We start from the raw sequence: 254 nt of genomic DNA, 5'->3' as shown, positions 1-254 counted from the left end.
AGACTTTAGTGAGGAATGAAACGATTCGATGGAGGCATTATCAGCGGGCGTCCCTTTGCGGGACATGCTCATGGTAATGCCTTTTGTATTAACAGCTTTTTGATACTCGTAGGATGTATACACAGAATTGGTCACTATGTAACATGCAGTTCTCAGGCAGTGTTGGCAGCTGATCAAGTGTGTCTAATACAAAGTCTGTGTCCTGCTTATCGCCAATCGTAAAAGCAATCACTTCTCCATTGTATACATCTAAT

Annotated in this window: 1 pseudogene; it reads right to left on the bottom strand. The window is 42.1% G+C overall.

Annotated features, from left to right (window positions below):
* A pseudogene (locus tag Q3W56_RS20875) lies at positions 1-254 on the bottom strand (transposase); the annotation flags it as partial.

The sequence above is a fragment of the Bacillus sp. C28GYM-DRY-1 genome (genome assembly GCF_030519405.1).
Taxonomy (GTDB): domain Bacteria; phylum Bacillota; class Bacilli; order Bacillales; family Bacillaceae; genus Bacillus; species Bacillus spizizenii_A.
This window is presented reverse-complemented; position numbering and strand designations above follow the sequence as displayed.